General features: G+C 30.0%; 26 protein-coding genes and 1 other annotated feature. Of the genes, 17 read left to right on the top strand and 9 right to left on the bottom strand.

What is annotated here, in order from left to right:
- Positions 1-222 precede the first annotated feature (222 nt).
- Positions 223-437, bottom strand: a binding site (T-box leader).
- A 390-nt stretch (positions 438-827) separates the two neighbouring features.
- Complete coding sequence (locus Ctaglu_RS25590; protein WP_164948624.1) at positions 828-1046, top strand: hypothetical protein; 219 nt, start codon at positions 828-830, stop codon at positions 1044-1046.
- A gap of 10 nt (positions 1047-1056) precedes the next feature.
- Here the strand turns inward: Ctaglu_RS25590 and Ctaglu_RS22700 are convergent, their stop codons facing one another.
- Genes Ctaglu_RS22700 through Ctaglu_RS22690 form a run of 3 tightly spaced genes read right to left on the bottom strand, consistent with a single transcriptional unit; the run spans position 1057 to position 3114 of the window.
- The gene (locus Ctaglu_RS22700; protein WP_125006035.1) at positions 1057-1671 is read right to left on the bottom strand and encodes a J domain-containing protein; all 615 of its coding nucleotides are present in this window, start codon (positions 1669-1671) and stop codon (positions 1057-1059) included.
- Positions 1655-2563: a DUF5685 family protein gene (locus Ctaglu_RS22695; protein WP_233439922.1), complete on the bottom strand. Its 909-nt coding sequence runs from the start codon at positions 2561-2563 to the stop codon at positions 1655-1657. The genes Ctaglu_RS22700 and Ctaglu_RS22695 overlap by 17 nt, the downstream gene beginning before the upstream one ends.
- The gene (locus Ctaglu_RS22690; RefSeq protein WP_125006033.1) at positions 2563-3114 is read right to left on the bottom strand and encodes a class IV adenylate cyclase; all 552 of its coding nucleotides are present in this window, start codon (positions 3112-3114) and stop codon (positions 2563-2565) included. The genes Ctaglu_RS22695 and Ctaglu_RS22690 overlap by 1 nt, the downstream gene beginning before the upstream one ends.
- Before the next feature lie 327 nt (positions 3115-3441).
- On the opposite strand from Ctaglu_RS22690, the gene Ctaglu_RS22685 reads away from it, so the two are divergent.
- Positions 3442-4494, top strand: coding sequence for a nucleoid-associated protein (locus Ctaglu_RS22685; RefSeq protein ID WP_125006031.1), 1053 nt, complete (start codon positions 3442-3444; stop codon positions 4492-4494).
- Positions 4495-4796: 302 nt separating this feature from the next.
- Here Ctaglu_RS22685 and Ctaglu_RS22680 read toward each other — a convergent pair whose 3' ends face one another.
- The 3 genes from Ctaglu_RS22680 to Ctaglu_RS22670 all read right to left on the bottom strand — a co-directional run bounded on the left by Ctaglu_RS22680 (position 4797) and on the right by Ctaglu_RS22670 (position 6890).
- On the bottom strand, positions 4797-5744 hold the full coding sequence (locus tag Ctaglu_RS22680; RefSeq protein ID WP_125006029.1) for a ketose-bisphosphate aldolase: 948 nt from the start codon (positions 5742-5744) through the stop codon (positions 4797-4799).
- 133 nt (positions 5745-5877) lie between these two features.
- Positions 5878-6258: a DUF4363 family protein gene (locus Ctaglu_RS22675; RefSeq protein WP_125006027.1), complete on the bottom strand. Its 381-nt coding sequence runs from the start codon at positions 6256-6258 to the stop codon at positions 5878-5880.
- Entirely contained in the window at positions 6255-6890 is a 636-nt protein-coding gene (locus tag Ctaglu_RS22670; RefSeq protein WP_125006041.1) for a DUF421 domain-containing protein, read from the bottom strand. Before Ctaglu_RS22670 ends, Ctaglu_RS22675 begins: the two co-directional genes overlap by 4 nt.
- 180 nt (positions 6891-7070) lie before the next feature.
- Between Ctaglu_RS22670 and Ctaglu_RS22665 the strand changes: the two genes are divergently transcribed.
- From Ctaglu_RS22665 to Ctaglu_RS22635, 7 genes are all read left to right on the top strand, one after another.
- A complete protein-coding gene (locus Ctaglu_RS22665; protein WP_125006025.1) occupies positions 7071-8729 on the top strand; it encodes a nucleoside kinase in 1659 nt (552 codons plus the stop codon).
- Between the two features lie 168 nt (positions 8730-8897).
- Positions 8898-9572 (top strand): L-serine ammonia-lyase, iron-sulfur-dependent subunit beta, encoded by a 675-nt coding sequence (gene sdaAB / locus Ctaglu_RS22660; RefSeq protein WP_125006023.1) that lies wholly within the window; start codon positions 8898-8900, stop codon positions 9570-9572.
- A 46-nt stretch (positions 9573-9618) separates the two neighbouring features.
- The gene (gene sdaAA / locus Ctaglu_RS22655) at positions 9619-10494 is read left to right on the top strand and encodes an L-serine ammonia-lyase, iron-sulfur-dependent, subunit alpha (RefSeq protein WP_125006021.1); all 876 of its coding nucleotides are present in this window, start codon (positions 9619-9621) and stop codon (positions 10492-10494) included.
- A 125-nt stretch (positions 10495-10619) separates the two neighbouring features.
- Positions 10620-11159, top strand: a complete 540-nt coding sequence (gene rbr, locus Ctaglu_RS22650) for a rubrerythrin (protein WP_125006019.1) — start codon at positions 10620-10622, stop codon at positions 11157-11159.
- 11 nt (positions 11160-11170) lie between these two features.
- Positions 11171-11383 carry a hypothetical protein gene (locus Ctaglu_RS22645; RefSeq protein ID WP_125006017.1) on the top strand — a complete coding sequence of 71 codons (213 nt, stop codon included), beginning with the start codon at positions 11171-11173 and terminating at the stop codon, positions 11381-11383.
- Positions 11384-11401: 18 nt separating this feature from the next.
- Entirely contained in the window at positions 11402-12448 is a 1047-nt protein-coding gene (gene cax, locus Ctaglu_RS22640; RefSeq protein WP_125006015.1) for a calcium/proton exchanger, read from the top strand.
- A gap of 118 nt (positions 12449-12566) precedes the next feature.
- On the top strand, positions 12567-12896 hold the full coding sequence (locus Ctaglu_RS22635; RefSeq protein WP_125006013.1) for a hypothetical protein: 330 nt from the start codon (positions 12567-12569) through the stop codon (positions 12894-12896).
- Positions 12897-12927: 31 nt separating this feature from the next.
- Here the strand turns inward: Ctaglu_RS22635 and pssA are convergent, their stop codons facing one another.
- Positions 12928-13440 (bottom strand): CDP-diacylglycerol--serine O-phosphatidyltransferase, encoded by a 513-nt coding sequence (pssA, locus tag Ctaglu_RS22630; protein ID WP_125006011.1) that lies wholly within the window; start codon positions 13438-13440, stop codon positions 12928-12930.
- Between the two features lie 242 nt (positions 13441-13682).
- Here pssA and Ctaglu_RS22625 point away from each other — a divergent pair, with 242 nt between their 5' ends.
- From Ctaglu_RS22625 to Ctaglu_RS22615, 3 genes are all read left to right on the top strand, one after another.
- Positions 13683-14111, top strand: a complete 429-nt coding sequence (locus tag Ctaglu_RS22625; RefSeq protein WP_125006009.1) for a CBS domain-containing protein — start codon at positions 13683-13685, stop codon at positions 14109-14111.
- Positions 14112-14221: 110 nt separating this feature from the next.
- Entirely contained in the window at positions 14222-15106 is an 885-nt protein-coding gene (locus tag Ctaglu_RS22620) for a YegS/Rv2252/BmrU family lipid kinase (RefSeq protein WP_125006007.1), read from the top strand.
- A 121-nt stretch (positions 15107-15227) separates the two neighbouring features.
- The gene (locus Ctaglu_RS22615) at positions 15228-15863 is read left to right on the top strand and encodes a hypothetical protein (RefSeq protein WP_125006005.1); all 636 of its coding nucleotides are present in this window, start codon (positions 15228-15230) and stop codon (positions 15861-15863) included.
- A gap of 65 nt (positions 15864-15928) precedes the next feature.
- Here Ctaglu_RS22615 and Ctaglu_RS22610 read toward each other — a convergent pair whose 3' ends face one another.
- Positions 15929-17782 carry a YgiQ family radical SAM protein gene (locus Ctaglu_RS22610; protein ID WP_125006003.1) on the bottom strand — a complete coding sequence of 618 codons (1854 nt, stop codon included), beginning with the start codon at positions 17780-17782 and terminating at the stop codon, positions 15929-15931.
- Between the two features lie 603 nt (positions 17783-18385).
- Between Ctaglu_RS22610 and Ctaglu_RS22605 the strand changes: the two genes are divergently transcribed.
- The 4 genes from Ctaglu_RS22605 to Ctaglu_RS22590 all read left to right on the top strand — a co-directional run bounded on the left by Ctaglu_RS22605 (position 18386) and on the right by Ctaglu_RS22590 (position 22703).
- Complete coding sequence (locus Ctaglu_RS22605; RefSeq protein ID WP_125006002.1) at positions 18386-19648, top strand: magnesium transporter; 1263 nt, start codon at positions 18386-18388, stop codon at positions 19646-19648.
- Between the two features lie 198 nt (positions 19649-19846).
- Positions 19847-20518 (top strand): spore cortex-lytic enzyme, encoded by a 672-nt coding sequence (gene sleB, locus Ctaglu_RS22600; RefSeq protein WP_125006039.1) that lies wholly within the window; start codon positions 19847-19849, stop codon positions 20516-20518.
- 273 nt (positions 20519-20791) lie between these two features.
- Positions 20792-21298, top strand: a complete 507-nt coding sequence (locus Ctaglu_RS22595; RefSeq protein WP_125006000.1) for an RNA polymerase sigma factor — start codon at positions 20792-20794, stop codon at positions 21296-21298.
- Entirely contained in the window at positions 21291-22703 is a 1413-nt protein-coding gene (locus Ctaglu_RS22590) for a TolB family protein (protein WP_125005998.1), read from the top strand. Before Ctaglu_RS22595 ends, Ctaglu_RS22590 begins: the two co-directional genes overlap by 8 nt.
- Before the next feature lie 56 nt (positions 22704-22759).
- On the opposite strand, the gene Ctaglu_RS22585 is transcribed toward Ctaglu_RS22590, so the two are convergent.
- Positions 22760-23800: a M42 family metallopeptidase gene (locus Ctaglu_RS22585; RefSeq protein WP_125005996.1), complete on the bottom strand. Its 1041-nt coding sequence runs from the start codon at positions 23798-23800 to the stop codon at positions 22760-22762.
- A 150-nt stretch (positions 23801-23950) separates the two neighbouring features.
- Between Ctaglu_RS22585 and Ctaglu_RS22580 the strand changes: the two genes are divergently transcribed.
- Complete coding sequence (locus Ctaglu_RS22580; protein WP_125005994.1) at positions 23951-25300, top strand: VanW family protein; 1350 nt, start codon at positions 23951-23953, stop codon at positions 25298-25300.
- The last annotated feature ends 421 nt before the right edge of the window (positions 25301-25721 follow it).

Here is a 25721-nt window from a genome sequence, read left to right as displayed (position 1 = left end):
TGCATCGTGTAGGCTTGTTTGCTATGCCTATTTTTATTCCTAACTGCTCTCTGAACATAAAATTTATAGCCTTATAATGACTCTATACAAAATCAAGTTTTACATGTTACTTTCCGTGACTACTCTATCTAAAGTAGAAAAAAATTGTGGATTTTTAGATTTAGCATTTAAGGTTATATGGAGCTCGAAATAAATAGAAAATAAAAAAAACCTTCATCTCAACAAAGAGACGAAAGTAATATTCCGCGGTACCACTCTAATTAGGCATTACGCCTCACTTAAGAATATAACGGTTTTAACCGTACTTGTTTTACAAGTAAGCTTTTACTAAAGTAAGGTCATAGGCAAGTTCGTATTATATCATTACTGTTTCACACCAAAGCAACAGCTCTCTTTAAAATGCTACAAATACTACTACTCCTAATCAAAGCAATTTATTATATTATACTTTGTTTATAAAAGTATTATTATCTATTATAATTTAAATAGAATTTTCTGTCAAGTGCATGGGTTAGAAACATTTTAATATGACTTAACTAAATTTTTTAAGCAAATTTTTATTTGCATAGGCGATGAAAACTGTAAGTGTATAGTCATATACTAGGAAACTAAATTGCAGAAAGAGTATTAATAAATATATATTTATATTAGGGATTTTTAATAATAGTAATTTATATATAAATATAATTATAGCCGAACTTATATTAAAATATAATAGTTTAAGTACGAATTCTAGAGGAACACTCCTTAATTTTTCTATGAAATATTTTACAAAACCATATAATCCAAAAATTAATATATAGGCAATGCTTATAAGCTTTGAGGGTATGATAAATAAACTAAGCAAACAAACAGCACTATATACTATTATAGTATTTTTTATTCCGGTAAGTATAATGGAAAGAGGAATAATACAAGAAGCTATGACCATTATAAATAATCTATTTGTAGGAAAAACAGAAGAGAGGTATAGTAATATCAAACTAAGTGCTGCAAATATTCCACCCTTAGCAATGTTATTAGATTTCATAAAAATCAGCTCCTAAATTAATATGATTAGCAACAGGAAATAAGATCTCCGCCTAAACATTCACAAAGACTATCTGCACACCATAAGTTAATGCACATATTACCCATATCAGAATCTTTGTTTCGCCTACCATAATAGTTACCTCTATAATTTGTGTTTCTAGTACTTAGTTCATTAAAGCTTCGCCTATATTCAACATTATTAGGCTCAAGAGAGCAGGCTTTGCTAATGAAATTGTAAGCACTATCATGCCAATTCTTTTTCAAATGAACCATTCCCATTAGATAATTCCACTCAGCAGTTTTTGTATTCATAGAACCTAATTTTTGTTCAGCCAAAGGAAGGTTTCCACTATTTAAATCCATTCTTATTGATTGATATATGTCTCTATTAGTATAGTCATCATTTGAAGAAGAATTGTAATTGTTGGAAGAATTATAAGTATTTGAAGAACTAGTATTTTTCATAAGTGAATCATAAGCTTCATTTAGCTCTTGCATTTTTTCTTCTGCTAGATCTTTTAGGGGGTTATCACCATACTGATCAGGGTGATATTTTTTTGCTTGTTCTCTATAGGCTTTTTTTATATCTTCTTTTGACGCGCCTTCGCGTACACCAAGTATTTCATAGGGATTTGCCATTTTTATATTCCACTCCTTTTAAATAATCAATATCTAAATTTTCATTAAAAACCTTATGCATTTTTTCCATGAGTCCCAGTTCCAATATATTATATAATATATCCTCATTTTTTATTAGGGGTAATGAACTTAAATTTTTCAAACATTGCTGGGCGCAAGTAGTCAATATATAATCAATTCTTGGCTTTATTAATTTCGAAAAACTTTTAAAATCCAGATTATCCTTATTGAATAATGAACTTATAGCATTAAAAGAGTTATTTTTTACATCCTTTTCTAAATCATCATAAGCATCTATAATGTATATCCATTTACCTAAGTTATATCCAAGCCAATATAAATCCTCCTTAAAGGGTGCATCCTTATAATAAAAGGATACTATAAAGCCCGTAAGATCAGCAAAAACATGAGACAATTCATCTATGGATATATTCACAGGATTTGCTTCTAGAGTATTTAGTAATAAAAGCTTTTCCTTAGTATACTTCATTACATCATTATATTCCACTTTGGATTTTGACAAATATTTCTTTAAAAACACAGAAAAAACTTTGCTTTTCATTGTTTTATTATCGCAGGCATCATCCATTAACTTATAATATGCTAAAGTAGTATTGCAAAAAGCTGCATAATCTAAAGCCATATTATTGTTAATCATAATTCTTTTTTTTAATGGATGAATTGCACAACTAAATTTAGTAAAGTTACATTTATTGTCGCCTAGTGAATCTAGAAGTACTGCTAAAAAAGTCATATCAAAATTTAAAGTAAGCCTTGGTAGCTGACCATAGCTATTTTTAATGGAATTACATAAACCACAATAATAAGCTTTGAATTTTTCAAAGTCTTTTATTTTCATTTCCATTTTACATGGAGTTACATATCCAAACATTATAGCCCCTTTACTGCTATTTCTTTTGATTTTAGTATTTCATAAATAGTTTTAGATGTAGTATCCGAGAGACTATAACCTAGTAAGGTTATAACTTCGCAAAGCTCATCTTCATCTTCACTTTCAATTTCTATATAAGGAAAAGGACAGAATTCCTTATCGTTTATGTCTATTTCTATTAGGGTATTTTTATATTTATAGCTTTCCCTATATTTTTTTATGGATTGTATAAGCTCAAGACCTAAGGCTTCGAATATTCCAATAGCAGCCACTTCATCTTTAATTTCCGATTCATGCTCATCCATGATCTTATATTTTTCTTGGCTTATAAGTTTTTTTGTAGTTATATAGTGCAGCGTAGAATTTGTTAATTCATCATGGATAGTGCGTATTCTTGCATAGCCTTTGCTCTTTATTAGCCTTTTATCCGAGAAATCATAAATATTATTTATTTGATTCTCTTGTTTTACTTTTGGGGCATTTATATTCAATAATTTTTTGCGAATTTGTTCTACATCAATATCTATAATTCGAGTTTCTATTTCTTTCATAGTGGCCTCCTTGTATGTCTCTAGGGCATATAATAATTATTAATTGTTTAGGTATGTTTAAATAAGTGACAAGTTAATTGTCACTTTTGCAAAATTAATCATTAATTGTGATTATATCATAATTTAAATAAACTAACATTAAGAATTGATTAAAATTACCATATCAATACAATGACCTAAGTAGAAACAATAATGATATTTAGAACTAAATATATAGCAATATATTACTTTGTATAATTAAATTTAAATAGTATAATAGTTAGGCACATTCAAAAAAATAACTTTATATTTGAATGTGCCTTAGATAAATAACAAGGTGGTGTTTTTTTGGAGTACATAAAAGAAGTTAATATAAATGAGGCTATTATTCATGTTTTAGATAACAATGCAGATGAACCTATCTTGAATGAATATGCTTTGGATTTAGATGAAGAAAAATATAATTTTTTATTGAAACATATTCAAAAATGTTTAAAGGATGAAGATTTAAAATATGGTGTCTTTAATTCTGAGCGAAACATAGTAAAAGATTTATCTCAGGAATATTTAAATGGTGAAAATAATCTACTAGTTGTATCTAAGGAATTGGCAAGACAGATGTTTATTTTGATGAGATCTAAGGGTAGCATTCCTTCTTGTGATTTAATAGTAGTATCTTTTACTACAGAATTTGGACCTATCCTTGGTATATTTAAAATGGATTATATTAAGAATTATGTTCATACTATAGAGTTTGTAGATAACAAATTAGGCATTGATATAGTACCACAGTTCACTGGCCTTCCTGGCTTCTCTCAAAGAATACAAAAATGTGCTTTTTTAAAGCCTATTAGAAAAGAAAATAATTTTGACCTAATGGTTATTGACAAAAGAATAAAAACCAAAGAATCAAGTGATAAAGAAGATCAAGGATATGGGTCAAACTATTTTATAAATGATTATTTGGGTTGTACAATTGTTGATAACGAAAGAGATATCACTAAAAACTTTGTAAAAGCAGCTGAAAAATTCACCCAAAATACATTTCCAGAAAATGCAGATAAAGCAGAAGCCGTTAGAAGTACTATAAAAAGAAAACTTAAACAAGAAGACAATATTGATATTAGAGAATTGTCGGAAGAAATGTTTCCTGAAAACCATGAAATTAAGGAAAAGTTTGTTGAGTTTATTGCAGAGCGAGGAGTTTCGGAAAATATTAGTCTTGATAAAGAGTGGATAGATAAAAAACTAAAAAGAGTAAGACTTAAAATCGATAAAGATATAGATCTATATGTAGATGAGGAAACTTATCATGATAATAGTCGCTTTGAAATACAAAGAAATGGCGATGGAACAATTAATATGGTTATTAAACATGTAAGCAATTATGTCCAAAAATAAGAAGTAAAAAAGTATATATTACTACTAATGCATTCATTTCGCTAAGAACTACTAATTATATTTTTAATTAATCTGCTAAAAAACATAAACTCGCTTTCGCTCAAACATATGTTTTTCTTAACGCATCTTATTTAAAAATATAATAAGTAGTTCTAAAGCTTATTCAAATGCATTATACGTAATATATACTTTTTTTGCGCATAAAAACATTTGTTAGTTTCCTATATAATAAAAAAATAAAACTAAAAGACTCACAGTATAATATACTGTGAGTCTTTTAGTTTTAATCAGTTAGATTTAGATTATTTAGATGAATTAGCAGAACCTAAAACATTAGTGATTTTACCATCAACTAATTTAGTTATGTTATTTCTTGCTTCTCCAAGATATTTTCTTGGATCAATTTCGCCAGGAATTTGAGTTAAAACTTTTCTTATTGAACCTGTCATAGCAAGTCTTAAATCAGTGTCCATGTTTATTTTACAAACAGCCATAGAAGCTGCTTTTCTAAGCATTTCTAGTGGTATTCCTTTTGCACCTTTAATTTCTCCACCAAATTCATTGCACATAGAAACAAAATCTTGATCTACAGCAGATGCTCCGTGAAGAACTATTGGGAAATTGTGCATGCCAGCATCTTCTAATTTTTTAGTGATTGATTCTAATCTTTCAAAATCTAGTTTAGCGTCACCTTTGAATTTATAAGCGCCATGGCTTGTTCCTATAGCTATAGCTAAAGAGTCAATACCAGTTCTTTTTACATAATCTACTGCTTGATCTGGATCAGTATAAGTTGCATCAGCAGCTGAAACTGAAACAGCATCTTCAATTCCAGCAAGCTTTCCAAGCTCAGCTTCAACTACAACACCTTTAGAATGAGCATAGTCAACTACTTCTTTAGTTAATCTTACATTTTCCTCATAATCAAAATGAGAACCATCATACATTACCGAAGTAAATCCAGAAGCTATTGCAAGTTTAACTTGAGCAAGATCAGAACCGTGATCTAAATGAAGAGCCACGTCAATACCAGTGTCTTCTACAGCTGCCTCTACCATTTTTCTAAGGTAAGTAGGTCTTGCATATTTTAAAGCTCCACCTGATACCTGAAGAATAACTGCAGACTTGTGAACTGCACAAGCATCCATTATTCCTTGAATTATTTCCATATTATTGATGTTAAATGCACCAATTGCGTAATTTCCTTCAAAAGCTTTTTTAAACATATTAGTTGTAGTGACTAAAGCCATATTAATTCCACCTTTCAAATTTTGTAACAGGGACATATATTGTCCCTGTGGGACTTTTTATAGTATAATATAATTATAAGCTATAAATCGACTATTTTCTACCCTTTTATTATAAATGATTAATAAAAAATAATTAAAAAATATTGCTTATAGATACTTTTTCATGGAATTTTATATGATCTACAAGATATTTCATAATATGCACAGTGGCTAAGGCTTCGGACTTATCGCGAGTTTTTATATATTGAGTTAATTTTAAAACTTCATTGTCCACATGATCTAAGTCCTCGTGATGGATATAAATGGTTAGAAACTTAGAATCCCTTTTCCACTGATCTATATAATCTAGGGATAGATTATATGCATCTTTATAGTTCTCCTTAAGTATATAACTTTCTAGGGTACAATTCAAATCTTGTAAGTTTGCGCAACTTTGATTTATAGTATTTATAGATAAAAAAATTCCTATAATCATTATAATGAATAAGCTAAAGGCTAAGTAAACATTTTTCATTTATTTATATCTTTCCCTTCCTTAAGTTGATAATAGAATTTATTTTTAGAATCTATTATTCCTATGAAAACGTCTTTTGCATCGTGAATATTATTTTTGTTGAGTATGCTATTTAACCAAGTCTCATCTTTTTCTAAAATTTTTAAATTTTTGAAATTTACATTGCCATCCATAATTAAAGGTATAGGCAAGGACTCTTGGGTTAAGGATAAATTTAAATCATCCTTAGTTACATTTGAATTACCGGTTTTTGGCAATATAGAAAGCTCACCGCTAGTTTCTAAAATAGCATATTCAATATCAGATAAGTTAAAGTATCCTTTTAATCTAAGTTCTTCTAATAAATCATTAATATTAAATCTTTGATATCTGAGCTCTGCAATATCAATTTTTCCATTTTTTATAAGTATACTTGGAGCACCTGTTAATATTTTTCTAGCTTTCTCACTTTTGAGTTCAATAAAAGAAGTAGCAACTTGAAGAAATAGTAAAGTAATTATTGGTATAATGGCATGTAAAATTGGTATTCTTATATCTTGCATGGGAAAAGTGGCAAGTTCAGAAATCATCAATGCAATTACCAGTTCAAAAGGTTCGAGCTCACCTATTTGTTTTTTACCCATCATCCTCATAATAAAAATTACTGCAAAGTATAACAAAAAAGTTCTGATTATTAAAATAAACGTAATATCACCTCATTCTCTATAATGTATATTTTTCGTTTAAATATAAAAATTATAAGGGGGTATATGATACATTTTTAAAAAATTACAGTATAATAGTACTAAACAGTAAAAATAGGGGATGATTGTATGAATAATTTCAATATAGGCCTTAAAGATGGTAGACACATTTTAGTAAAGCCGGGAACTATATTAAATGATATTATTAAAGATAATAGTTTATTAAATGATATACCAGTAGTTTTAGGTAAGGTTAATAATAAACTTTATGAGCTAGGAGAAATTATAACGCAAGAGGGTAATTTTGACACTGTGGATATTAAAAGTAGAATTGGAATGATGACATACGTTAGAACCCTTCAGTTCGTGCTAATAAAGGCAGTTTTTGAACTGTTTCCTACAGCTAAAATTTCTATCGAGCATTCACTAAGCAAAGGCTTATTTGGAGAAATCCATAAGACTAGTGCATTAGATGTTGATGATATATATGATATAAAAAACAAAATGAGTGAAATAATAAAAGCAGATATTCCTATAAGAAAGATAGCATTGTCAAAAGCCAAAGCAATAGAAATTTTTAGGGAATATGATATGCAAGATAAAGTTAAACTTTTAAAATACGTTAACTCAGAAGAAGTAAAGCTTTATGAATTGGATGGAAGATATGACTATTTTTATGGACCAATGGCTTATTCAACAGGAGTATTAAAAACATTTGATTTAATATACTATGAGCCAGGGTTTATATTAAGATATCCCACCTCTGAGCAGCCAGATAGAATTCCTAAATTTCAAAAGCACGAAAAACTAGCTAAAGTATTTTATGAAGCGGAGCAATGGGGAGAAATATTAGGTGTTGGAAGTGTTGGTGCACTAAATGATGAAGTAGTAAATGGTGATATTGTTAATTTAATTAGAGTGGCAGAGGCCCTTCATGAAAAGAAAATAGCTTATATTGCGGATATGATTCATCAAAGAGAAAAGGTGAAATTAGTGCTTATAGCAGGACCATCCTCCTCAGGGAAAACTACTTTTTCAAAGAGGCTTGGTATTCAATTAAGAGTAAATGGCTTAATACCAATATTTATTTCTTTAGATGATTATTTTGTTGATAGAGAAGTTACTCCAAGGGATGAAAATGGTGAATATGATTTTGAGTCTATATATGCTTTAGATTTAGAGCTCTTCAACGATGATTTAAAATTATTACTACAAGGCTTTGAGGCAGATATACCAAGTTTTAATTTTAAGACAGGAAAAAGGGAATGGAATGGAAATAAGATTAAAATGCCTGAAAATGGAGTTTTGATTATAGAAGGAATACATGGATTAAATGAAATCTTAACTGCATCAATAGCTAGGGATAGTAAATTTAAAATATATATAAGTCCATTAACACAGCTTAATTTGGACGACCACAACAGGATTTCTACAACAGATGTAAGAATGACAAGAAGAATAGTTAGGGATTATTTATCTAGAGGTTACGGCGTTGAAGATACACTGAGAATGTGGCCCTCTGTAAAACGTGGAGAGGAAAAAAACATTTTTGTATTTCAAGAACAAGCAGATGCAATGTTTAACTCCAATGTAGTCTACGAGCTTTGTGTACTTAAAAAAATTGCATTAGCTGAGCTTAATAAAATTGGAGCGGATAGTCCTGTATATTATGAAGCAAGCAGATTAAGAAGCTTTTTAAATTTCTTTGTAGATGTAGACAAAGATTTAGTACCAGATAATTCAATAATCAGAGAGTTCACTGGTGGAAGTTGTTTTTATCAGTACTAAGATAGGAAAAGTATGAAATTTCTCCAGAGTGACTTGCAAAGCGTTTGCAAGTCACTCTGTGGAGATTTCATACTTACTATAGAGTAACAAAAGAATAAGATATGTTAATGTGTGACAAAATAATTGTGAATTGTTTTGTATTGTGCAGAGACGTAAAAGGAGGATAACATGAAAAACTATAGTGTTTTTGATATATTAGGTCCGATTATGGTAGGGCCATCAAGTTCCCATACAGCTGGTGCCGCGAGACTTGCCAAAATTGCATCTATAATTGCAGGGAAAAATATTGCATCTGTACAATTTGTTTTACATGGTTCTTTTGCTAAAACTTACAAAGGTCACGGATCGGATAGAGCATTGGTGGCAGGGATTTTAGGAATGGATCCCTGGGATGATAGACTTAAGGAATCCCTTAGCATAGCCAGTGACCAAGGGCTTGGCGTAGAGTTTATAGAGGGGGATTTGGGGGATGTTCATCCTAATACGGTAAAGTTTATTATAACAAAAAAAAGTGGGAGAAAAGTTGAAATTATTGGTTCATCTGTTGGAGGGGGAAATATTTTAATCTTTGAAGTTGATGGTGAACCAGTTGAATTTACAGGTAATTATCCAACAATTATAATCAGTCATAAAGATATTCCGGGTATGATTTCAAAAGTAAGTACCATATTATTTAATGAAAATGTTAACATAGCTTTTATGAATGTGTATAGAAATAGCAGAGGCTTAAAAGCGGCTATGGTATTTGAAACAGATACTGTAGTGCCTAAAAAGGTACTAGATAAAATCAAGGATTTGGGATATATTTACAGTATAAGAGAAATATCACCGATAAAACAGTAATAATAATTCTTATCTACTAAATGGAAACCACAAGGAGGCAATAATTGTGTTTGTAAACAAAGGAATAGAACTTTTTAATATATGTAAGCAAGAAAATATATCAATTTGGGAATATACAATAAGGTGTGAAGAAGAAAACAGTGGGCTTTCACGTATGGAAATTATTGAAAAGATGAGGAAAAATCTAAATATAATGAGAGAAGCTGCAGAATATGGACTTACAAATGAAACTAGGTCAATAAGCGGTTTAATAGGTGGGGATGCAATAAAACTAAATAGGTATGCCAGTTCAAATAATACATTGACAGGCGAATTTATGGTGAAGGCAATGGCTAGAGCTCTCTCATGCTCCGAAGTGAATGCAGCTATGGGCAAAATAGTTGCTGCACCTACAGCAGGATCTTGTGGAATACTTCCAGCAGTAATTATTACAGCTGGAGAAAAGTTAAATAAGACTGAAGATGAGATAATTAATGCCTTATTTACTGCTTCAGGCATAGGGATTATAATAGCTAAAAATGCTACATTATCAGGAGCAGAAGGTGGATGTCAGGCTGAATGTGGGTCAGCAGCTGCTATGGGAGCTGCGGCTGTAGTAGAAATGATGGGTGGTACTCCTGCAATGGCAATGGATGCAGCTGCTATTGTGATAAAAAACATATTGGGATTAGTTTGCGACCCCGTTGCAGGCCTGGTTGAGGTTCCTTGCGCTAAAAGAAATATAGCTGGAGCTGTAAGTGCATTAACCACTGCAGACTTGGTTATGAGTGGTGTAACTAGTAGAATACCTTTTGATGATACAGTAATTGCTATGTATAAGGTAGGCAAGCAGTTGCCTTGCGAACTTAGAGAGACTGCTATGGGTGGTCTTGCAACTACGCCTACAGGCCTTAGACTTTCAAAAGAAATATTAGGAAAATAAAAGGCAAATAATTAAAAAATCAAAGAGGGATATCCTAAATGGGATGTCCCTCTTTTTTAAGTAACCTTTAAAAGCATAATGAATAGAATAATAAAGAAGATAGCTAATTAAATGGAGGAGTAGAAGTGCAATTAAATGATAGCAAGACAGAAAAAAATCTTCTTAAAACTTTTGCTGGAGAGTCAAGAGCTAGAAATAAATATACATTTTATGCTGAAAAAGCGGAGAAGGAGGGGTATGAGTATGTAGCATCTATTTTCGAAGCAACTGCAAACAACGAAAAGGCTCATGCAAGAGAAGTTTTTAATAGATTTCTTAAGATGAACAAAAGTACAGCAGAAAACTTGATGGATGCTGCAAAAGGAGAAGCTTTTGAAACCAACAAGTTATATAAACAATTTGAAAAAGAGGCCAGAGAAGAGGGGTTTATGGAAATTGCAGATTTCTATAAAGAATTGCAGGAAGTAGAAGAAAGCCATGAAATGAGGTATATGAAAATATATGAAAATCTAGTGTCGGGCATGATGTTTAAACGAAATAATGAAGTTAAATGGCAGTGTATGAATTGTGGATATATCCATATAGGAAAAGAAGCACCACTTTTTTGCCCTCTATGTAAGTTTCCAAGAGCTTACTTTAAAATATACTGCGAAGACTACAAATAGGAGGAGTGAATATGATAATTTATCATCCCACCTACTATTTAATACCAGTAATACCTTTAATATCAATAGACGAGGATGGATATCGCCATGCTCATAGCCAGGAATATCATTCTGGATTTCGATTTAATATGGACCAAAATGAAGTGCATAACACATACAGAAATATAGATGAAGATATTTTTGGAGAGGTTGATGAAGAATACGTAAATGAAAGTACAAAATAATGATTGTTGGTGTTTTGAATGAAAAAAACCTATATTGTTGTATTTATTGTAATTGCCTTAATGTTTATAAATACTTCATCAAGTTTAGCAAATACAATAATATATTCATTAGCCATAGTTCCACTCGCTATTTTACTTGGAGATCAAACTACTAGAATATCAGATTATATAGGACAAAAAAAAGGAGGCCTATTAGCAGCCACAGTGGGTAATGTCCCAGAGCTTATGATGGGAATATGGTCAATAAAGTATGGTATGGTACCCTTGGTTCAAGCCTCTTTAATTGGTTCAATTATAAATAACATGCTTTTAGGTCTTGGCATTGCAGTAGTATTTGGAGGATTTAAGTTTAAAGAGCAAAACTTTAGTAGTATAATAGCGCGAACGAATTTCAATATGTTATTACTAGCTATGTCTTCTATGGTTGTTATAGCTACATTAAATAGATACTCTGTAGTTATGGATTCGGTGATTATATCAATAAGTGTGAAAGTTGCTGTTTTACTCATAGGTATTTATATCTTAGGACTAGTATTCTCATTATATACTCATAATAATCTGTTCGTAGTTAGTGAATATAGCGAGGAGAAAAAAAGTACTGTGAATATTAAAGTAATTGAAAGTGCAATAACTTTAATATTCATATCTGTATTACTCTATTTTGTAAGTGATAAGCTAATTTATAATATTAGAGATTTTATAAAACACTATAATATATCTCAAGAGTTTATAGGTATTATTCTAATTCCATTTTTAGGAAATATAGGCGAAAATGTATCTACTATAATGTGTGCAATGCAAAACAAAGTGGATATGAGCTTAGAAACAGCCATAGGGTCAAGCATCCAAATTTCACTTTTTGTTACCCCTGTGCTTGTTATATTTTCTTGTTTTATGGGTTTAAATATGACGCTTTTATTTCCAACTTTTCATATAATAATGTGCGGCATAGCAGTAGGAATGTCTTTTTTAGTTTTTCAGGATGGAAAAACCTATTGGTTAGAAGGTAGTATTTTAATTACGTCCTATATGATAATTACTTTAGCATATTATTATATTGTATAGGGAAATTCAAAAAAATGCCGTTGTAATCTTCCACTTGTTATTTATTTTCCTTCGTCTGTGCATAATTTAATTTTTACAATAATATAATTAATGAATATCAAAACTAAAAGGTGATTATTTGGCACATAGAAGAGTAATTCAAAATTATTACAATGATATAAATAATTTAGCAGAAATATTAACTAAACTAGTTAGTTCTTACAGGCTATTAATAGGTGGAGCAGATGAATTAAATAAAATTGCACTTTCTAAAAAAAGCGAGGTTAAGGATGCACTTAAAAGAGCAGACAATTTGGGGGACATTATAGATGAAGCAATAAAGGTATTAGATGACGCCAGTTTTAGCTATATGTCTTACTGCAAAATGAAAACAGAAGTTATGAAATGTAAGCTTCAAATAGAGTATATAGAAACGGAGATTGACGAGGATTTAAAATTAAAAGATTAGGGTACTTGATATTAAAAAGTGTGAGAAATTCTCACACTTTTTTTATTTGAAATTTACTTATCATAAGATAAGATAGGATAAACATTATAATAATAGTAAGTGGAAAATTATGAGGGGAATTTAAAGTTAATAGGGCATAGAGTGCTACAAGCATTCCAGCCATGGTAATGGGGATTCCGGTATAAACATTATCAAATTTAGAACAGTTATATCGTGCTAGTCTATATGCACCAGCTACAGGGTAAACCAAAAAGATGATATAAGATAAATAGCCCAGTGATATGAAATTATATAAATTAAATATAAGCATTGAAGGTGCAACACCAAAAGATACTAGATCTGCTAATGAATCTAATTCTTTTCCTAGTTCACTAGATACTTGTAATAAACGTGCCACTTGGCCATCATACCTGTCCATAAGGCCAGCGAGTAGTATGAAAATGACAGATAACATGTAATTAGCTTGAAAAGTCGTAAGTAAGGATAATAAACCAAAAATTAAGTTCCCAAAGGTTAGAATATTTGGGATAGAACTTCTCTTCACTGTGCATCACTCCTAAAATAATAAAATTGAACTATAAATTTATATATTATATTAACATATATTTTATAAAAATCATCTTTTTAATTATACATCATTTCACAATAATATTTAAGTATGAAAAACATATATTTTATTAAAACATTACATATATAAAAAATACTAATATTAATTTTTCTTTATGGTTAAAATAAAAAGAATAATAATTGTGCAGACTTTAAAAACCTAATAAGGAGGAAAATAAAATGAAAATTTCTGAAATAATGACTAAAGACGTTATAAGTTTATCCGTAGATGATACAGTGGAGCATGCGGCAGGACTTATGAAGGAACATGATATAGGATCCATTCCTGTAAATACAAATGAGAAAATAGTTGGAATTGTAACGGATAGGGATATAATACTTAGAGGTGTTGCAGAAGGTAAAGACTTAAAAATTCAAAAAGTTAGAGAAATTATGACCTCGAATCCAGTTTTAGGAGATGAAAATTTAAATGTTGATGATGCAGCTAGGATTATGAGTGAAAGGCAAATAAGGAGATTACCAATAGTAAGTAACAATATATTAGTTGGAATGTTGTCCCTAGGAGATTTAGCAGTAGAACCAAATCTTAGGCAAGAGGCGTCAGGGGCATTAAGTGAGATTTCTATTCCTTGTACACCCAATATTTAAGAATAACTAAAAAAAGTCCACAGGAAAATGTGAATCTTGTGGATTTATATTTAAAGAGTTATAATAATTAAATAAATTGTTAAAATTAAGGGCAAATAGGAGAGAATGCAATGTATAAGGTAAAATTTATTTATAATCCATTTTCTGGAGAAAAGACTATAGCATCAGATTTAGACAGGGTAATAATGACTCATCAAAAATATGATCATATAATAGTGCCACATAGAATGTGTTATGAAAATCCTATATCAAACGCTTTTTTTGATATAGATAAAAGCTACAGATATATTTTAATAGCAGGTGGAGATGGAACTGTAGATAATGTAGTTAATGAAATGAAAAAAAGAAATATTGATTTGCCAATAGCCATCATTCCTTCAGGCACAGCAAATGATTTTGCTAATTATTTAGGAATGCCTCAAGATGTTGAAGAAGCCTGTGATCAAATATTAAAAAGTAAAGTGAAAAAGATAGATATAGGAAAGATAAACCATAAGTATTTTCTAAATGTGGCTAGTACAGGACTATTTACAGATATATCACAAAAAATGGATGTTAATTTAAAAAATACCATAGGAAAACTGGCATACTATGTAAAAGGAATAGAGCAGTTGCCTAATTTTAGAAAATTGAAAATAAAGGTTGATTCAGATGAAGTTTCTTTTGATGGAGATATGTACTTAATGTTAGTATTTAATGGACAAACAGCAGGAAATTTAAAATTTGCATATAAGGCCAAAGTAGACGATGGACTTTTAGACGTAATTATAATAAAGGCTGGAACTATGAAAAATATATTAAATGTTTTTATTAAAATGCTTCGAAGTGAGCATTTAGAAAATGTGGATGGTATTATTTACTTTAAGACTGATAAATTAGAAATAGAATGCTTTGAAGACATTGTAACAGATATAGATGGGGAAAGAGGGCCAGATTTTCCGCTTCTTATAGAATGTGAAAAAGGTGGGATATCCATATTAGGAGCTAAAATATAGTTAGGCACATCAAAATAAATAACAAGCACACTGCCTTGCTATTTATTTTGATCTGCCTTGGCATATTTTTAAAGCCAAATTAATAAATATTAACAGTAGCAATTTTAGGGAGAGTATATAAATGAGTATATATTTTTTACTGCTGTTAATAATGGCTGTTTTATTATACGGAGGTATAATTTCTAGTTTGACTTATGCACCTAAGAAAATTAAGATAATAAGTGGGATAGTTTTGAGTTTAATGACCTTTAGATATGCAGCTTTGATAATCCTTTTTACTATTAAAAATCAAAGCTATTTGTATTTATTAAAACCTTTGGTATATGCAAATTTATTGTGCATACCTATATGTGGCATACTTTCAGTTTTAATTTTTTCTAGGAATAATAAAATAAAACTTAAAAAAAATTTATTTGCCTGCTCTATGATAGGTATAGCCTATTTCATAGTTATATATAAGTCATCTGCAAACATTGATATATCAAATAACTATGGGTATACTATGGAATTACAACTAGAATTTTATTGTTATATTGTTCTACTTATAATAAATTCAATTTTCTTCATCAAAGGTATAAAGTTATATAATAAAATTTATGCAAACAAACTAGGGGCGTTGTTAATAATGATAGCTTCTAGTATCACATTACTATCTGTAGTTATAACCACAATAAATTCAAATTTTCCGATGATACTTCTAGGGGATATTGCTTGGATAGCAACCATAGATTATGGTTTAATAAAGTTTAAAAGGTAAGGTTTATATATTGTATAAAAAAAGCATATATGGCTGGTTGAGTCCCTAGCCCTACATGCTTTTTTTTATTTTTTATAATTTTTGCTTCTTGAAAATTTAGGATTACCACTTATCTTTAAGGGTCTTGGTGGTATCAAGGATTTTTTATCAAAACCAATTAAATCTTCTCTATGAGCTTTTATTAAAGCTTCTTTTACAAGGTTATAGTTTTCTGGATTTTTAAATTGTAGCAAAGCTCTTTGCATATTTTTTTCTTTTTGCTCATTTGGAACATAAACCTTCTCTTTGGTGAAAGGATTAATTCCAGTGTAATATATTGTAGTAGATAGACTACCTGGTGTTGGATAAAAGTCTTGAACCTGCTCTGGAGTGTAGCCCATTTCTTTTATATATTCTGATAATTTAATTGATTCCGCAAGGTCCGATCCAGGGTGGCTTGACATAAGATAGGGAACCAAAAATTGATTTTTATCCAGTTTTTTATCTATTTCGAAATATTTTTTTACGAAACGATCATAGACTTCTTTTTTTGATTTACCCATTTGATCTAGTACCTTGTCACTAATGTGCTCAGGTGCTACTTTTAATTGCCCACTAATATGATGCTCACATAGCTCTTCAAAAAACTTAGTATTTTTATCAAAAATCAAATAATCATATCTTATTCCAGAACGAATAAAAACTTTTTTAATATTTGGAAGTATTCTAACCTTTCTTAATAAATCCAAATATTCAGTGTGATCAATAATAAGATTTTTACAAGGTTCTGGATACATGCATTGTTTATTTTTGCACACACCTACTTTTTCTTGAATCTTGCAAGCTCTATGTCTAAAATTTGCAGTTGGACCGCCAATATCGTGAATGTATCCTTTGAAATTCTTTAAGGTTGTTAAAAGCTTCGCTTCATCTATAATGGAGTTTTGGCTTCTATTTTGAATGACTCTACCTTGATGAAAGGTTAGTGCGCAAAATGAACAACTACCAAAACAACCTCTATGGCTTGTTATAGAAAATTCAACTTCATTTATGGCAGGAATCCCACCTTTAGCTTCATATATAGGGTGATAGGTTCTCGTATATGGCAGATCATAAGTTATATCCATTTCATTTTGAGTTAGTGAAATTTGAGGAGGGTTTTGTACGACGAATCTATCATTATGCTTTTGCACTACAGTTTTTCCTCTTATATCATCCTGCTCCAAAGATTGTAATTTGTAACTTTCTGCATAAGTATTTTTATCAATGCTCACAGCTTCAAAAGATGGTACCTCAATGAAATCTTTAAGTTCTCCAATTTCTTTTGAAGCATAAACTGTTCCTCGTAGAGAAGTCATTTTATCTATAGTCATGCCATACTTGAAAAGATTAGCCATTTCAATTACAGTTTTTTCTCCCATACCATAGATTAGTAAATCGGCTTTAGCATCAATTAATAAGCTGCGTCTAACCTTATTATCCCAATAATCATAATGGGCGAATCGCCTAAGACTTGCTTCTATGCCACCAATAATAATTGGGACATTTTTAAAAGCCTGGCGAGCTCTATTACAATACACAATTACTGCTCTATCAGGTCTGTGGCCCATTTCGCCACCAGGAGAATAAAGGTCTGTATGTCTTTTTTTCTTTGAAGTAGTATAATGATTAACCATAGAATCTATATTACCAGAATTTACAAGAAATCCGTATTTAGGCCTTCCAAGTCTTCTAAAATCATCTACGTTGTCCCAATTAGGTTGGGCTATAATACCTACAGTAAAGCCTTGATTTTCTAATGTTCTTCCAATTATAGCGGTTCCAAAGGAGGGATGATCAATATACGCGTCCCCTGTAATTATTATAAAATCTAATTCAGATATATTTCTTTCTTTTAAATCAGCCATACTAATAGGTAAAAATTGTTTGTTTATTTTCATATAATCCTCCAAAACAGATAAGTTTAAACTAAAGTTCAGTGAACTTAAAGTTCTTTTTCTTCTGTTAAATGTATTTAAGGCACACTGGAATACATAAGCGCATTTTTACTTATTATTTATTTTTATGTGCATAGTAATATTAACATAACTATTGAAAAATATGAACTATAAAAGCTTATAAATATTAAAGTGCTATTACAAAAGGAAGAAAATGAAAACATTATCTGTATTCTGAAGAAATAATGAGAAATAATGATAGAGAACTTACTTGGTCTATTTAAATGAGTATAATGGACAAATCTAATTGAAAATCTCTTTTTTAGTTGCATTTTGAAGTATTTATAATATAATTATATGGATAGAATATTTTTTTGTATATAATTAATATGTACAAATCAGATAATATGTGAGTCTAAATATTATAGGTGGTGAAACTAAATGGAAAATGGCCCTCGGATTAGAAGGTCAGAATTAATTCTAAAATTTAATATTAATATGCAGAGAAATTGTTGTATTAGAAATTAATATAGTTTTAATATTGATTAAGATCAATGGGTTATTAATTGTGTTTTAATATTTCTCTGCAAAAGAGGAGGAATATTCATGGAAAAAGTTTCTGAGTTTTTTTTAAGTAAAGTACTAAATCAAAATGTGTATGATGAACTTGAGGATAATATTGGTAGGCTCTTTGATATTTATGTTACTACTGAGCAGGGATATCCAAGAGTTATAGGATATAAAATCAAAAAAGGAAGAGAAATTTTTAATTATGAATTTAGAAATATTGATATATGTAAAGAGGATAAAGGACTAGTGCTACGAGTAAGGGGAGTTAAAGATATAATTCCTAGAAAGTTCTCTTACCTTTTATCTAAACATTTATTGAACAAACAAATAGTTGATGTTAACGGCAAGAAAGTGGTTAAAGTTAATGATTTAACCATGAATAAGATTGGTGGAGAAATAAGAGTTGTAGCCGTAGAATCGGGTATTATTGCAGCTACGAGAAAATACAAATTAGATGGAATAATTAGATTTTTATATGATATATTGGGTAAAAAGCCTAGAGAGAATAGTATAACCTGGGAAAGTGTTCAATCTTTAGAAATGGTAGCCGATAGCCTAAAACTAACAGAGCCCTACGGGAAATTAACTAAGCTCCACCCAGCAGACCTTGCGGACATTTTAGAGGGGCTAGATACTGAGGCACGAAACAAAATTTTTGAAAGCTTAGATAAAGATTTAGCGGCAGATACCCTAGAGGCACTACAACCAGAGATTCAAGCAGATATTTTAAGTACTATAAATAACTTACGGGCACAAGAGATTTTAGATGAAATGCCTAATGATGAAATTGCTGATATTTTAGATGAAATGAAGGAAGTTGACGCAGAAAAAATTCTTTTGAATTTTAATAAAGAGGATGAAGAAGAAATTAGAAATCTTATGGAGTACCCAGATGAAGTTGTGGGGAGCATAATGAATAAAGATTTCATATCTTTTAATGTAAATATTACAGCCAGTGAAACTATAGAAATTCTAAGGGAACTTAAGCCAGAAGATGAAGTAATACATTATATTTATATTGTAGATGAAGATGAAAAACTTCAAGGTTTTATTTCACTCAGGAATTTAGTCCTTTCAGCTCCAGTTCAAAAATTGAAAGACATTATGGATGATAAAGTTATTAAAATAAAAGATTGTCAAGATATTGAGGATGCTATTGAAGTGGCGTTGAAATATGATTTAATTTCGTTGCCTGTAGTGGATTTAGATGAGAAGTTATGTGGAATAGTAATTATGAATGATATAATTGAAGAACTATTGTCTCCTAGATGGAAAAGAAAACTTAAAAAAATTATATAAAAATACACTGTGCTTTAATTAGTACAGTGTATTTTTTTTTGGATTTAGCACAAACTAATGTTGTTGATAAAGACTATATATTAGGTACATGAAAATAAACAGCATACTGACTTGATAGTTGTTTTTATGTGCTCCAATCTAAGGAGGAATATTTTGAAGATTAATAAACACTTACTCAAAAGATGCAGCGCGGTGATTATGGCTATTTTAATTGCATATTTTGCAAGTGAAGCTTATTTTAATATTTCTAGTATGAAAGTTATGGCACAGGTTTATAAATATGGTGCGCGTGGGCAGCAAGTTAAACAAATTCAAACTAAACTAAAGCAATGGGGATACCATAATGATAGTGTTGATGGAATATATGGCTATAATACATATCTTTCTGTTAAGTCATTTCAAATAAGCAATGGACTTAAAGGAGATGGAATAGCGGGAAGCCAAACACTTGCAGCCATGGGCATAAATCCTAGTAAAGAAGCTTCTAGCGAAACAGCTTCCGGCCAAAATGTAACAAACAATAAGGATGTGGATTTAATGGCTAGACTCATAAATGGTGAGGCTAGAGGAGAACCTTATGAAGGGCAAGTGGCAGTTGGGGCAACAATTTTAAACAGAACAAGAGATGCAAGATTTCCATCTACCATAGCAGGAGTGATTTATCAACCAGGGGCATTCACAGCTATAGTAGACGGACAAATAAATGCAAAAATTGAAGAAAGCTCTATAAGGGCTGCAAGGGATGCAATAAATGGATGGGATCCCTCGGGGGGAGCAGTATTTTATTTTAATCCTGCAACAAGTACTAATAAGTGGATTTGGTCACGTCCACTTATAAAAATAATTGGTAAACATAGATTTTGTAGTTAGTTAACAGAAGTAAAATCCATAATAAATATAAAATTACAAAATTTTATATTTATTATGGATTTTATTTCTGATATTTAAAATATAAAATTTTATTTTGTAAATAACAATAGTATTATTCAAATTATGTTATAATATTTCTATATATTTCTAAACATTTTACATAAAAACTTGTAAAATATGCAACTAAATATCAATAGCCACGTATATTAATCGATATGTTTTTTTAATAACTAGTTGTATTAAAATTAACAAATTTAATGGGGGTACTTCTTAATGCAAAGCAAGTTCGAACAGCTTTATGATATGTACTATGATTGCGTATACAGATATATTTTTGTTTCTGTAAAAAATAAATGGAACGCAGAAGATATAATTGCTACAGTATTTACTAAAATATTTGAAAATGAAGATAAAATTACTGATGTAGAAGCGAGTAAAAATTGGATTTTTCGTATAGCTCATAATACTATCATAGATTTTTATAGAAAAAACAGTAAAGTCATCCCTATAGAAAGTTTTTTAGATAGAGGGGATGAAGATTTTGGATATGAAGATATTGTTATCAAAGATGAGTTTAATGGAGTGAAAAAAATAATTGATGGATTACCAGAAGAAACAAAGAAAATGCTTTATTTAAGATTTTATGGTGGTCTTAAATTTAGAGAAATTGCAGAAACAGTAAATGTAGCAGAAAATACTGTTAAGTCAATTATTTCAAGGGCTATAAAGAAAATTAAGAAAAATTATGAACATAGTTTAGGAGGTGATGTAATTGGTTAGCAATGAATTTCATGTAGAAAAATTATTATGTAAGGATGCAGCAAAGATTGTTATTGATGAGGAATTTAAATATGATTTAAAAAATAGAATAATGTTTGGAGATAAATACAACAATATTACAGAACTACCTAAACGTAAAAATAGCTTTAAACAAAACAAATATTTTAAAATTGCTTCAGGTTTTGTAATTTGCGTATTTGTAAGTGGAACAATATTTAAGGTTATAGATATTCCAAGTAAAAATATATTTGCAAATAGCGAAGAAAAATCTGATTTTATTATGCCAATAAGTAGTGAAAAAAACTCAGCAGGTAATAAAAATCAAAAAACAAATTTCCTACAACCTAAAGATGCAGTAGCAATCATCAATAATGGGAACAAGCTACCAAGCATAACAAAAGGTAACGAAGGGGATACTGCTTACAATCTTTTAGAAAAGTATAGTAAAAAAAATAGTGATGTAGTTAATAGAAACCAAGTGGTGGCAAAGGCTGAAGAGAGTGAAGAGAGTGAAGAGAGTGATGCTAGTATAAATAAAGGCTTAGTTAAAGTAAGTAAAAATGCTAGTGTCTCAGTAGAGATCGGTGGTCCGGTAAATGTACCTAAAACTGAGAATAAAGAACAAGTAGTTTCAAGTTTGAAATTCTACGATTCAAGGTATTCCTTAGGTGAGAAGAGTCTAGTTAGTGTTAAAGATGGCGGTATATATGTAAAGGATATAGAGTCTTCAAAAGAGAAAAAGTTAATAGCTTATGATCAGAAGATTCAAATATTTGAAAAGCCCAATTTTACACCAGATGGTGGAATAATTTATTATAAATCAGAAAAAATAACCCTAGAAAATGGCGATATTGGTGAAAAAAATGGAGCCATATACTTATGTGACAAAAATGGGCAAGGATCCAGTAAACTTGTAGATGGAAAAAACCCTATGATGTCAAAAGATGGTAAAAAATTAGTTTATGAAACGGAAGGTAAAATATTCATTCTAAGTTTAGCAACAAATAATAAAAGATTTGTGGATAATGGTAGATATCCTGCTTTCTCTGAGAATGGTAACACAATCAGTTATGTAAAGGAAGATAAAGAAATTCAGAATTATGATGCTAATACTGGCAAAAAAGATGTTTATATTCAAAAAACATTTTCTAGCTTGTGGATTTTTGACTTAGTGACTGAAGACACCCATAGTTTAACAAATAATATGGTGAATATTAATGGTGATAGCATTCAATCTTGGGCAGATGCTGTAAGAGCTGGAAGTGTTACTAGTGATCTTAAAGTAACCAGTAAATATAGCTACTATGAGAGTATTTGGTCTTCTAATAATAAGGAAGTATATGTTATTAGAAAAAACAATGATGCGCAAATGTTTGAATTCATTAAGTTTACATTAGATAAATAAGTGATTAAAATATAAAATTGGTAGTAGAAAAATTTCTACTACCAATTTTATATTGTTTATTCCTCTGAGCAGTATTTAATTATTAGATCTAAAGTACATAATATAGAATCCATATGAGTTCTTTCATAACCATGTGAGGCGAAAATTCCAGCCCCAATTAAAGCTGTTTTTATGTCATAACCAGCTCTTAGAGCTGCTGATGCATCAGAGCCATAATGTGGGTAAACATCTATTTTATAATCTATGCTTTCTTTTTCACATATATCTGTTAATTTTTTTCGCATGCTTAAATCATAAGGGCCTGATGAGTCTTTAGCACAAATGCAAACACTATATTCAGAAGAATTTTGATCAAGACCTGGGCAACCCATATCTACAGATACAAACTCTTTAGTTTTTTCTGGCATTGAAGCAGAAGCTCCATGTCCGACTTCTTCATAATTGCTAATAAATATATTAGTTGTATATGGAAGTTCAACTTTATTTTCTACTATGTGTTTTATAGCATAAAGTAGAATTGCCACTGAAGCTTTGTCATCTAGGTGTCTAGATTTTATGAACCCCTTTTCAGTAAAGCATGTTCTCGCACTAAAACAAATAAAATCACCAACACTGATACCTAGTTCTTCAACCTCTTTTTTTGAAGAAATTTTTTCATCAAGAATTACTTCCATATTTTCTGGGGTTCTTTTAAGCTCGCGAGCTTCACCACCACTAATATGTACTGAAGGTTTTGTGCTTTGAATAGTTCCTGTGAAGGTTTTACCATGGATAGTTTCAATGGTGCAATTTTCACCTTCTATTGAATTCATCATGAAACCTCCAATAGGATCTATTGCAAGGGAACCAGTAGGATTAATTTTTTTAACCATTGCACCAAGTGTATCTACATGAGCAGATAGTGTTCTTTGGTAATCCTCATTTTTGCCTTTTATGGTAGCCACAACTGCACCTTTATTAGTTTCGAAGTGTGGTACGTTTAAATTTACAAGTTCTTCTTTTATATAATCCATGATTTTTTCAGTATAACCGGAAGGACTAGATATTGATAGAATGTTCTTTAAATAGTATTTAATTTTATCATCATTATAATTCATATTACCACTCCTTAGTGAAGAAATTAGTATAGGGATAATTTTACCATAAAATATGTTGAATTTAAACTAAAAATAATAAAAAAACATAAGCATATAGGAATATTAATTTGTTTGTAGTATAATATTTACGAGTGGAAAAGGAGAGTTTATATGAAGAAAAAAGCAATTATAATAGTAGGAATTTTAATTTTGTTAGGCACGATTATATTTACTAGCTATTCCTATGTTAGAGTAAAACATTGGGATTCTTTGATTTTACCTACAGTTAAAATAGAAAATGAAGATTTAACAGGTAAAACTAAGAAAGAAGCTCAAAAAATAATGATGGACAAGTACTCAAGCCAGGTGATTAAGAAAAAAATAGATATAGTAACTAAGGAGAAAAAATATACGTTAGACTACTCAATGCTTGATGCTAAGTATAATATTAATGAAGCAATAGAAGAGGCATATAGCTATGGAAGAGGCATGAATATGTTTCAAAAATATAAAGCTATAAAAAATCCTGTTTCGAAACAAATAAAGCTAACCTTTAATTATAATGATAAGATTGTTGATCAAATGCTTACGGAAATAGCTAAAAATACAAATAAAAAGGCTGTAAATTCAACAATAACTATGGTTAGTAGTGGTGTATTTAATGTTACTAATGATGCTTCTGGAAGGCAGTTACAAGCGGATATATTAAAAAAAGACATTAAAAGCAAAATCAATGGTGTTCTTTCAGCAGATGCTATAAGCATAGTGGCCCCAGTAACGGAGGTAAAACCTAAAATTTCAGAAGCTGCATTAAAGTCAATAAATACAAGAATATCCACTTATACTACGAATTATGAAAGCTCAGCAGAAGGCAGAGCAACTAATATAGGACTATCCACTGAAAGTATTAATGGGACTCTATTAATGCCAGGAGATGTGTTTAGCTTTAATGGGACGGTAGGAGAAAGAACTGCGGAGAGAGGCTATCAAAGCGCAGGTGTAATTATTGGAGATAAAATAGAACAAGGATTAGGTGGAGGAATATGTCAGGTTTCATCTACTTTGTATAATGCAATACTGGGTACTGAACTTGTTTCTTTAGAAAGAACTCATCATACAATTTCTTCAGGGTATATTCCAAAAGGACAGGATGCCACAGTAGATTATGGTAACCTTGATTATAAGTTTAAGAATACCTATAAGTATCCCATATATATTGAAGGCGTTGTATCAAACAGAAACATTTATTTCAATGTTTATTCTAATTCTACATTAACTAACAGAACTTATGAAATTGTGAGTGAAATATTGGAAGTTACTCAACCAAAAACAGAAACAATACAAGATGCAACTAAGTATGAAGGTGAAAGTGAAATTGTTAAAACCGGGTATAATGGATTTAAGGTTAAAGTGTCAAGAAAAACTTATGAAAATGGTAAGTTAGTTGATACGCAGGTAATAAATAAGGATACATTTAACGTTATCAATGGTGTTATAAAGGTTGGTACTAAGAAAAAGTAAACAATAGCTCCGGTAGTACCAAAATAATAGATATATATATATATATATATATATATATATATATATAGGAGAACATAACATTTAATTAATGTTATGTTTTTTCTTATATTATGCTTTAACTAAAAGTATATATTGCTGGAATGCTTTCACGTGGCTAAGTAATTCTAAAATTTATGATTATATTCTACAAATTATAGAATAAAATTTAAGTTTAATAATTGAATTAATGGATAAATAATGAATAACATGATATTATATAAAGAATATTAGATTAATTTTTTTATAACTCAAATCAGAGTACTCACGGAAACTAATAAATAAAACTTGAATTTGTATTGAGTTGTATAGAACTATAAAATTTATGATATTAGAGCGGTTTGTAATAAAAACAGGCATAGCAAACAAGCCTGCACGGTGCAAG

It is taken from the genome of Clostridium tagluense (assembly GCF_003865095.1).
Taxonomy (GTDB): domain Bacteria; phylum Bacillota; class Clostridia; order Clostridiales; family Clostridiaceae; genus Clostridium_AD; species Clostridium_AD tagluense.
This window is presented reverse-complemented; position numbering and strand designations above follow the sequence as displayed.